Raw genomic sequence first — 9637 nt, forward strand, 5'->3', positions numbered from 1 at the left:
TTCATGGACCACACACGGCTGCGCGACGCCGGTATCAAAGCCACCTTCCCGCGTTTGAAGATCCTGGACATCTTCTACCGCCACGCGGACCAGCACATGAGCGCCGCGGACATCCACCGCCGCCTCGTCTCGGACCACAGCAATATCGGCCTGGCCACGGTTTACCGGGTGATCACGCAACTGGAACAGGCGGGCCTGCTCCGGCGCACCCAGCTCGATACGCACAACATGGTGTTCGAACTCAGCGACAAAGGCCATCACGACCACTTGGTCTGCACGCGCTGCGGGCAGATCCGGGAAGCCAGCGATCCCGCCATGGCGCAACGGGTCGGAAAGATCGCCCGGCGCAGCGGCTTCGCGCTGGATTCCTACAGCCTCGTCCTCTATGGCAGCTGCGGCTGCGCCGACGACCAACCCGCCCTGCCCCACGGAGCCTTCGAATGAACCCCGATCAGTTTTTCTTCCACGACCTGACGCACTTTCCCATCGTCACGGCGCGCCACGACGGCGCGCAACCGGGTTACTCGACCGGGTGGATCCGGGAAATGGAGTGGCTGGTGGAGAACCCGCATCGCTTTGTCATGGTGGTGCCCGACATGCGGCGCGAGGCCGCGCACGAAGACCGCAAGGCCATGATTGCGTGGCAGACGGCCAACCTGCCGCGTCTGCGGGCGCGCTGCCGGGCGTTCATCGGCGTGGAGCGGGATCCCGCCGCGCGGGACACGCTGCGCAAGCGCGCCGAAAAGATGTCCCGCGCCTTCGGCCTGCCGTTCCTGACCGTGGCCACGCCGGACGAAGCCCTGCAATGCGCCCGCGAACTGCTGGGGCAGGCGGGGCCGGGTGGCTTCAACGTGGATTAAGGGTCGGATCGCCGATTTAAGACTGGGCGCGCGCGGCCGTTGTTCAAGGCAGGCGCCGACCTTGCGCGGCCGCTTTTCGCCCACCCCGTCCCGGCCGCCCCGATGAATCACGCCCTCGCCTGTCTGTTTTGCCAATCCACGCTCGCGCAGGGCGCGGCGCTGCTCGAACAGAACGGCGCGGCCATCTGCAAGGCCTGTGTCGACCGGTTCTCCGTGCGCTTTGCCGAGCGCGCGTGGGCGATGGCGGCCACGCCGCAGGAGCAGCTGGATGTGTTGCTGGAAGAAAGCCGGCGCGCCCTGGAGCAGAGCGAAACGCTCGCCGAGCGGGCGCGTTGCTGCGGCCTCAGCCTGAACGAGCTGTCGGCAGCGCTGCCCGCCCGCTCACTGTCCTGAGCGCACGGCGGGTCGCATCGCGTCGCATCGCATTGCGTCAGAACGATGTCAGAACGATCCCACCGCGCTGCCCAGCGCGATGACGGCGGCCAGCCCGATGATGGGCCCCACGATGCCCACCACGACGATGTTCATGTAGCCCTCGCGGTGCGTCGATCCGCATACGGCCAGCAGCGTCACGACGGCGCCGTTGTGCGGCAGGCTGTCCAGCGTACCCGCGCCGATCACCGACACGCGGTGCATCAGCGCCGGATCAATGCCCAGGGTCTGCGCCAGTTCCATGTACGTGCCGGCCAGCGACTGCAGGGCGATGGTCAGGCCCCCGGAGGCCGACCCGGTCAACGCCGCCAACACGTTGGTCGCCACGGCCAGCGACACCAGCGGCCCGCCCTCGATCGACAGCACCCAGTCGCGCACCATTGCGAAGGACGGCAGCGACGCGACCACCGCGCCAAACCCGACCAGGCTCGCCACGCTCAGCAACGGCAGCGCCGACGCATTCACGCCAGCGTCCATGGTGTCCCGCACCGAAGGCAGCCGCCGGAAGTTCAGCGCCACCAGCACCGCAATCGCGGCCAGCAGCGCGGTGATCACCGACCAGACCCCGCCCACGGCCGCCAGGCTGGTGCCGCCCCAGCGCGCATCGGCAAGCCAGCCAGTGTCCATGCGCGGCAGGACGACCAGCGTCATCAGCAGATTCACCAGGATCACCACCACCAGCGGCGTCGCGGCCACCAGCGTTGAGGGCGCGTCCGGGCTGCGCTGGCCGTGCTGGATCTCGGCGGGATCGAACTCGCGCGCCACGGTCGCGCGTTCGCGCACGACCACGTCTTCGGACACGTCGACGGCCATGCCCGCTGGCGCGACGTAGCCTTCACCCGCGCGCCGCGCCGCGGCCTCCGCGCGCGTCAGCCACCACAGGCCGAATCCCAGCATGATCGCGCTGGCGACAATGCCCAGCCCCGGCGCGGCGAACGGCGTGGTCGCAAAGAACGGCATCGGGATGGCGTTCTGCACGGCCGGCGTGCCGGGCAAGGCGGACATCGTGAACGTGGACGTGCCCAGCAGGATGGCGGCGGGCATGAGGCGCACCGGAATCCCCGCGGACTTGAACAGGGCATGCGCCATGGGCGCCAGCACGAAGAAGGCGACGAACAGGCTGACCCCGCCGTAGGTCACGATGGCGCCGGCCAGCACCACCGCCAGGATGGCGCGCCGGGCGCCCAGCTTGCGCGTCATGGCATCGGCGATGGCCGTGACGGACCCGCTGTCGTCCATCAGCTTGCCGAACAGCGCGCCCAAGAGGAACAGCGGGAAGAACTGGGCCACGAAGCCGGCCGCGCCGCCCATGAAGGTCTGGGTCCAGTGCGCCAGCAAGGGCTCGCCGGCCGCGGCCGCGGTGATCGTGGCGGCCGCCGGCGCCAGCAGCAGGATGCTCCAGCCGCGATAGGCCAGCCAGATGAGCAGTACGAGGGCGAGCAGGATGCCTGAGAGTCCCATGATCAGACCTCGCCCAGCATTTCATCGATGTCGAGCGTGGACCGCTTGCCCAGGTCGGCGCCGTGGGCCTCCAGAAAGCTGTCCGCCGCCCTGCGCCCTTCGTCGCGCAGCATGCACAGGAAGGCCCATTCGGCATTGAGCTTGGACGAATAGCCCAGCTTCACCATGAGGTCCGACGACACCCGGTGGATGCGCATGCCCGCCCACATCGCGCCTTCGCCGTTGCCGGGATCGGCCACCTGGCGCAGCAGCGCGATCATGCGCAGCTCTTTGAGAAGCGAGGCATTGAAGGTCACTTCGTTCAGGCGGTTCATGATCTCGCGCGCGCTGCTGGGCAGCCCCGGGCGTTCGACGGGATTGATCTGCACCAGGATGGTGTCGCGGGACTTGCATTCGCGCACGAGCGGCGTGATGGTGGGGTTGCCGCTGTAGCCCCCGTCCCAGTAGGGGTCGCCGTCGATCATCACGGCCCGGAACATGGTGGGCAGGCAGGCCGAGGCCAGCAGCACGTCGGCGTTCACCTCGGCGTTCTTGAACACGCGGCCGCGGCCCGTGCGCGCGTTGGTCGCGGTGACGAACAGGTGGATGGGCGCCCGCGCCAGCTCGTCGAAATCGATCAATTCGTCGAGGATCCCGGCCAGTGGATTGGCCGAGGACGCGGTCAGGTCATATGGGGAAAACACGCGCGAGGCGAGGTCGAAGGCGACGAACATGGGCGAGTGGTCCAGCGACCACGAGCCCATCAGCACGTCGAGCGGACTGCGGCGAAACGGACTGAACGTGGCCGCCTGCGACACGCGGCGCCAGAAATCGTCGAGCGCGGCGCGGGCCCCCTCGGCGCCGCCGCGCGCGTGGCCCAGCACCAGCACCGCGGCGTTCATGGCGCCGGCCGAGGTGCCCGAAATGCCGTCTATGCCCAGCCAGGGCTCTTGCAGCAGGCGATCCAGCACGCCCCAGGTGAACGCGCCATGCGCGCCCCCGCCCTGCAGGGCAAGGTCGATCAACAGGGGCTCGGGTGCTGTCGCTGACGCTTTGGATCGGGCCACGGCGGTACTCCTTGCGGGAGGCTGAGGGGTGAGCTTGCGATCGGTGTGACTGCGACATGCACCATGTTGCGCTGCACATATCGTACGGCTGTTATACGCGATGCACCTGGAAAACGGAAGGCGGCCCGCGCGCCGTCCCGCCGCGGCGCGCCGGCATGGCTTGCGAGCACCGGTATGGCCGGACCTCCCGCGGGGCGGCGCGGCGTTGACGTCAGTCCGCGCGCGCGCGCTCGCACAGTGCGCGTATACCGGCGATATCTCCCTGGCGGGCCAGGCGGCGGAACTGTTCCCCGAGGTCCCGGAAGGCCGCGTCGCGGGCCTGCAGCGCGCGCGCCCAATCGATCAGGTCCGAGATGGCACCGCTGTCCAGCAGCCGTTGCACCTGGGCGAGATCGGCGCCGGACAGGCGAGGGGTCTGCACCGGCGCCGGCTCGGCGTCGTTGGCCGTTTGATTGACCGGCAGATGCAGCAGCCTGCCCAGCACATGGCGCAGTTCGACCAGGCTGATGGGCTTGAGCAGACTGGCGTCGTAGCGCGCGCCGTCCACGGCCAGCGTGTCATGGGGCGTTGCCGACACCGCGACGACCGGCAGGTCCGGCCAGCGCGCACGGGCGGCGGCGAGCACGGCCGCGCCGTCGGCGCCTTCCATGCGGTGGTCCGTCAGGATCAGGTCGGGACGGCGCGCGTCGCTGGCCTGGATGCGCGCCACGATACCCCGGCCATCGGATTCGCTGTCCACGTCAAAGCCCATGCTGGCCAGTTCCTCGACCAGGAATTCACGGATCTCCGGCGTGTCCTCGGCCAGCCAGAGCAGCTTGCCCGAGCCATCCAGCGTCGGCAGGACATGCGGCGCGGCGGCGATGTAATGATGCGAGATGCGGGATTCGTCCATCTTCCGGACCGGCAGCGACACGCTGACCAGCGTGCCCTGCCCCACGCCGCTCTCGACGACAATGCTGCCGTCCATGCGCTGCACCCATTGCTGGACGATGGGCAGGCCCAGCCCCACGCCCGGCTGGTTGTCCGCGGAAGCCAGCCGCTGGAAGGGTTCGAAAATGCGCTCCCGGTCCTGCGGCGCGATGCCGCAGCCCGTGTCGCGCACCGCCAGCACGAGCAGCCCGGACGCCTCGCCCGCGCCGGGCTCCGTGTAGTCGGCCGTGAGCGTCAGCACGCCGCCCCGGGTGAACTTGGCGGCGTTGTCGATCAGGTTGGACAGCACCTGCCGCACGCGCTTGCCATCCATGTCCAGCACGGCGGGCACCGACGCCGACACCCGCAACAGGAACTGGTTGTTCTGCCTGGCCGCGATCGGCGCGGATTCCTTGGCCACGGCGTCCAGCAGGGCATGCACATACTCGGGCGAGACGCGCAGCGCCTGGCCGCCAGCGCCCGCGGCGTAGTCGATCAGGTCATTGACCATGCCCAGCATGTGGTCGGCGCTGCGGCGGATGATCGCGCCGCGCGGCGCGTCGTCGCGCCCGCCCGCCTGGATCAGGTCCGCGAACCCGATGATCGAGGTCAGCGGCGTGCGCAGGTCATGGCTGATGCGGGCCAGGAAATCCTGGCGCACGCGGCCGGCCTCGTCGGCCTGGATGAGCGCCGCCTGCAAGGCCTGGGTGCGCTCGGTGACGGCCTGGTCCAGCCGCCTGTGTTCGCGTTCGCGCGCCTGCGTCAGTTCGCGCTCGACCGCCAGCTTGTCCTGGCGGTGCTGACGCGTGCGTCCATGCACCAGGATCGCCAGCATCAGCGAGATCGACAACAGATCCCAGGCCACCTCCGGCCCTCCCTCCCATCGTCCGGGCAGCAGCCCCAGGATGAACGCCAGCCGCAGGAAGAAGCAGGCGCAGTACACCGCGAAGGACAGCAGGAAGATCCGGGCGTTTGCGTGTCCTCGCCGCCAGCCGTCGGCCATGGACACCAGCCAGACCAGCGCCCACAGCAGCATCAGTCCGATCAGCGTCTGCGAGGCGGCGCGATAGTCGCCCCATGCTGACCACGCGGTGCCCGCGAGGCCCAGGGCGATCAGGGCGCCATACACCCAGCGCCAGAGCCGCACCCGGTGCAAGTCCGCGAACCGCATCACCGTGAAGCCGAACAAGGTGGCCGCCAGCGTCCCCAGCACGCTGGGCGCGCGCAGCACCGCTTCGCCCCCGCCCGTCTGCACATAGCGATAAAGCAATCCCTGGAACGCGATGCTGTAGAAAATTTCGATCAGGATGGTGGCGCCCATCAACAGGAACACCAGGTCGCGCTGCGCCACGCCCAGCACCCCCGTGTAGATCACCACCATCAACAGCGCGCCGATCAGCAGCGCCAGGACCAGGGTGCCTTGCTGCGCGGCGCCCACGAACGCCGACGGCGTCCACAAGGCGGGTTCCATGCTGATGGCCGAGCGGCTCTGCACGCGGACCAGCACCGTCATCCGCTCGCCGGGCGCGAGCAGTAGCGACACCACCGACACGGCAGACGGCACTTCGCGCTGCGCGAGCGGCTCGCGGTTGCCCGCCAGCACGACTTTGAAGGGCTGCCGCTGGCCGTCGGGAAACAGGTAGAAGCGCACGTCCTCCAGCCGGGGCACGCCCAGGGACAGCCAGCGTTCAACCAAACCGGCTGTGGGATTGCGCACGTCCAGCCTGAGCCAGAATGCCGACGCGGAAAAGCCCCGGTTCAGCCAGGCGGGCGTCACGGGCTGCCAGGGGCCGTCCAGGAGCTCGCTGGCGTCCTTGGCGCCGGTCGGGTCCTCGATGCCCTGCAGTTCATGGACTAGCGGCAATTTGCCGGTCACGGCGGTCAGGTCCACCGACGGCGGCGCGGCGCCCGCGCGCACGGGCGCCAGCAGGCACGACAGGACCAGCAGCAACAACAGGGAGAGCGGCAGCCAACCCGGCCAACCCAGGCGGCGATCAGGCATGGGGATCGAATTCCTGGCGCAGGGCCGTCGGCGGCATGCCGAAGCGCTCGCGGAAGGCGGTGGAAAAATTGCCCCGGTTGCCATAGCCCACCGCTTGCGAAATGGCCTGGATGTCCAGGCTGGTCTCGCACAGCAGGCGGCGAGCCTCGCGCATGCGCTCTTCCCGCAGAAACTCGAAGACGGTCGTTCCGGCGCAGCGCCGGAAGGCCTGGTTCAGCCGCCGCGCGTTGGTGTTCAACGCCTGGGCCAGCGCCATCAGTTCGGGCGTGTGATCCAGCCGCTCGCGCAGCAGCTTGCGGGCGGCGCGGAACAGGACGCCATCCAGCGTCCCCCCCGCCGCCGCGGCGGAAGTGCCATCATCCGCCCCCCCCGCTGCCAAGGCGGGCGCGGGCGCAGGCGCGGACGCCACGCGCAGATGAATCAGCAGGCGCAGGCGCACTTCCTCGAAATCGAACGGCTTGGCCACGTAATCCACGGCGCCCGCCGACAGCCCCGCCACCCGTTCGCCGGGAAGGGCCGCCGCGGTCAGGAAGATGACGGGGATGCCGCGCGTGGCCTGGTCCGCCTTCAACAGCCGGCAGGCCGCCAGGCCGTCGCAGACCGGCATGGACACGTCCATCAGGATGATGTCCGGCTGCACCATTTGCGCTTTGCGGTAGCCGTCGTTGCCGTCCTCGGCGACATAGACCCGGCAGTCCTGGCTGGTCAGGAAGTCCACCAGCAGCATGCGGTCTTCGGGGCGATCCTCGACCACCAGCACGCGCAGGCCGGCGAGTTGGCCCGGCGCCATCGAAAGGAAGTCGTCGTTCATGCCGCGCATTCTTTCATGCCGCCCGACGCCCGCGTGGCGAACAGGAGACAGTACCGAGGCCGCTGCTCGAATAATTTTCCTTGCGGCAAACCTACCCTGCATTCCAGCAAACCTCGGTAATGGAATAACTGCGCACTTACGATAATGTTTGTTACAGCGCGAAACTGGATTAGTGACAGTTCGTTCCATGACTTTGTGGCTTGCACGCGACAAAGGGACGGAACACCGCATTTTTTCCAGCGTTCCCGGGCGGTTACCGCCAGAGAGCCGGCATGTTTCAGCGCTTAACAACGACGCAGAATAGTGTTTACGCACGCCTGAATCGTATGTCAAATAGCTTCTGCTAAGTCGAAATGTAACAAATCGCCGTCCGAGCTTTCATGCCCCGCCTATCCCGATTCTGTCGTCCCGCCGTCCGTTTCCTGTCCCCCATTTCCCTGAAAGTCGGTCTTGCCTCAACGGTTTTGGCGCTGGTCGCCAGCCCCGTCCAGGCGCAGAGCGTGCGTCCGCAACTGCCTTCGGCCGCCGAGCCGGGGCGCCCGCTGCCGCAACCCGTGCTGCCCGAAAGCACACCCGGCGCACCCCAGGTGACCGTGCAGCAGGGCAGCGCGTCCGAGGCGCCGGCCGGCGCCGACAAGCTGAGCTTCACGCTCACGGACATGCGCGTGGACGGGGTCACGCACTACCCTCCCGCGAAAGTGAGCGCGTTCTATCAGGATCTGGTGGGAAAGACGATCACGGTGGCCGATGCCTTCAAGGTGGCCAACGACATCGAACTGCTCTATCGCAATGACGGCTACGTGACCACGCGCGTCATCGTGCCGGAGCAGACCGTCGAGGGCGGCGTGTTCCGCATCGTGGTGGTCGAAGGCTATGTCTCCGATGTGATGTACGACGGCGACATCGGACCGGCGCAAGCCGCGGTCGAGAAGCTGGTGGCGCGCCTGCGCGGCGTGCGCCCGATCAACGTGGCCGAGGTCGAACGCCAACTGCTGCTGGCCAACGACCTGAATGGCCTGATCGTGCGCGCATCGCTGGAGGCTTCGCCCAAGGAAGTGGGCGGCTCGGTGCTGGTGGTGCGCAGTGAACGCAAGCCGGTCGACGCGGCCGTGGGCTTTGACAACCGTGGCTCGCCCTATCTGGGCTGGAGCGAAATGACCGGCCAGGTCACGCTCAATTCGTTCGGCGCGCGCGCCGACACCTTCACGCTGAGCGGCCGCCTGGGCTTTCCCTCCTATCGCAGCCAGGCCGTGGCCGGCAACTACGACATGCTGGTCACCGACAGCGGCATGACCTTCGGCCTGGCCGCCAGCTATGCCAAGAGCGAGCCCGGCCGCGACCTCGCCCCGTTGAACGTCGCCAGCGACGTGCAGGCCTACGCGGCCACCGTCACCTACCCGCTGATCCGCTCGCGCCTGGAAAACCTGCGCGCCTTCGGCACGTTCGACGTGCGCAACGTCACCACCGACATCACCGAAGCGCCCTTCACGCGTGACCGCCTGCGCGTCCTGCGCGCGGGCCTGAGCTACGACCGCACCGACAGCTGGAACGGCATCACCGCGATCCGCGGCACGGTGCATCAGGGCCTGGACGCGATGGGCGCGACGCAGCAAGGCGCCGAACTCGCCTCGCGCGCCAATGGCCGTTCGGATTTCCTGAAGTTCACCGCCGAATTGACCCGCCTGCAGCAATTCACCGAACGCCTGTCCATGGTGGCCACGTTCGCGGGCCAGTACAGCACCAGCCCGCTCCTGGCCAGCGAGGAATTCGCGCTGGGCGGCCCGAATTTCGGCCGCGCCTACGACGATGGCGAAATGTCCGCCGACAACGGCGTGGCCGGCTCGCTGGAGCTGCGTTACGCCGTGTCGACCGACCGCTTCCTGCCGCACGGCGCGCACGTCTATTCGTTCATCGATGGCGGCCGCATCTGGTCGCGCAGCGAAAGCGCGCCCCTGACCCGCTCGAACGTGTCCTCCATTGGCGCGGGCATGCGCGCCAACCTGAGCAAAACCGTATACGCCACCTTCGAAGTGGCCAAGCCCACCAGCGGGGATGTCCTGACCCAGGGCAACAAGAATCCCCGTGTGTTCTTCAGCATTTCGGCCCAGTACTAAGC

Annotated in this window: 8 protein-coding genes; 4 read left to right on the plus strand and 4 right to left on the minus strand. The window is 68.3% G+C overall.

Features of this window, described 5'->3' with window-relative positions; all coding sequences use genetic code 11:
- The first annotated feature begins 3 nt into the window (after window positions 1-3).
- From ACZ50Q_RS24500 to ACZ50Q_RS24510, 3 genes are all read left to right on the plus strand, one after another.
- Window positions 4-444: a Fur family transcriptional regulator gene (locus tag ACZ50Q_RS24500; protein WP_092581207.1), complete on the plus strand. Its 441-nt coding sequence runs from the start codon at window positions 4-6 to the stop codon at window positions 442-444.
- Complete coding sequence (locus ACZ50Q_RS24505; protein ID WP_464079811.1) at window positions 441-860, plus strand: hypothetical protein; 420 nt, start codon at window positions 441-443, stop codon at window positions 858-860. Before ACZ50Q_RS24500 ends, ACZ50Q_RS24505 begins: the two co-directional genes overlap by 4 nt.
- 102 nt (window positions 861-962) lie before the next feature.
- Entirely contained in the window at window positions 963-1253 is a 291-nt protein-coding gene (locus tag ACZ50Q_RS24510; RefSeq protein WP_076518890.1) for an MSHA biogenesis protein MshH, read from the plus strand.
- 48 nt (window positions 1254-1301) lie between these two features.
- Here ACZ50Q_RS24510 and ACZ50Q_RS24515 read toward each other — a convergent pair whose 3' ends face one another.
- The 4 genes from ACZ50Q_RS24515 to ACZ50Q_RS24530 form a co-directional block, all read right to left on the minus strand.
- The gene (locus ACZ50Q_RS24515; protein WP_076518889.1) at window positions 1302-2753 is read right to left on the minus strand and encodes a GntP family permease; all 1452 of its coding nucleotides are present in this window, start codon (window positions 2751-2753) and stop codon (window positions 1302-1304) included.
- A 2-nt stretch (window positions 2754-2755) separates the two neighbouring features.
- Window positions 2756-3799 carry a patatin-like phospholipase family protein gene (locus ACZ50Q_RS24520; protein WP_464079812.1) on the minus strand — a complete coding sequence of 348 codons (1044 nt, stop codon included), beginning with the start codon at window positions 3797-3799 and terminating at the stop codon, window positions 2756-2758.
- Window positions 3800-4010: 211 nt separating this feature from the next.
- Entirely contained in the window at window positions 4011-6710 is a 2700-nt protein-coding gene (locus ACZ50Q_RS24525; RefSeq protein ID WP_464079813.1) for an ATP-binding protein, read from the minus strand.
- Window positions 6703-7530 carry a response regulator transcription factor gene (locus ACZ50Q_RS24530; protein WP_464079814.1) on the minus strand — a complete coding sequence of 276 codons (828 nt, stop codon included), beginning with the start codon at window positions 7528-7530 and terminating at the stop codon, window positions 6703-6705. Before ACZ50Q_RS24530 ends, ACZ50Q_RS24525 begins: the two co-directional genes overlap by 8 nt.
- Before the next feature lie 371 nt (window positions 7531-7901).
- Between ACZ50Q_RS24530 and ACZ50Q_RS24535 the strand changes: the two genes are divergently transcribed.
- On the plus strand, window positions 7902-9635 hold the full coding sequence (locus ACZ50Q_RS24535) for a ShlB/FhaC/HecB family hemolysin secretion/activation protein (RefSeq protein WP_464079815.1): 1734 nt from the start codon (window positions 7902-7904) through the stop codon (window positions 9633-9635).
- The last annotated feature ends 2 nt before the right edge of the window (window positions 9636-9637 follow it).

Source organism: Achromobacter sp. T5-5 (assembly GCF_055397965.1).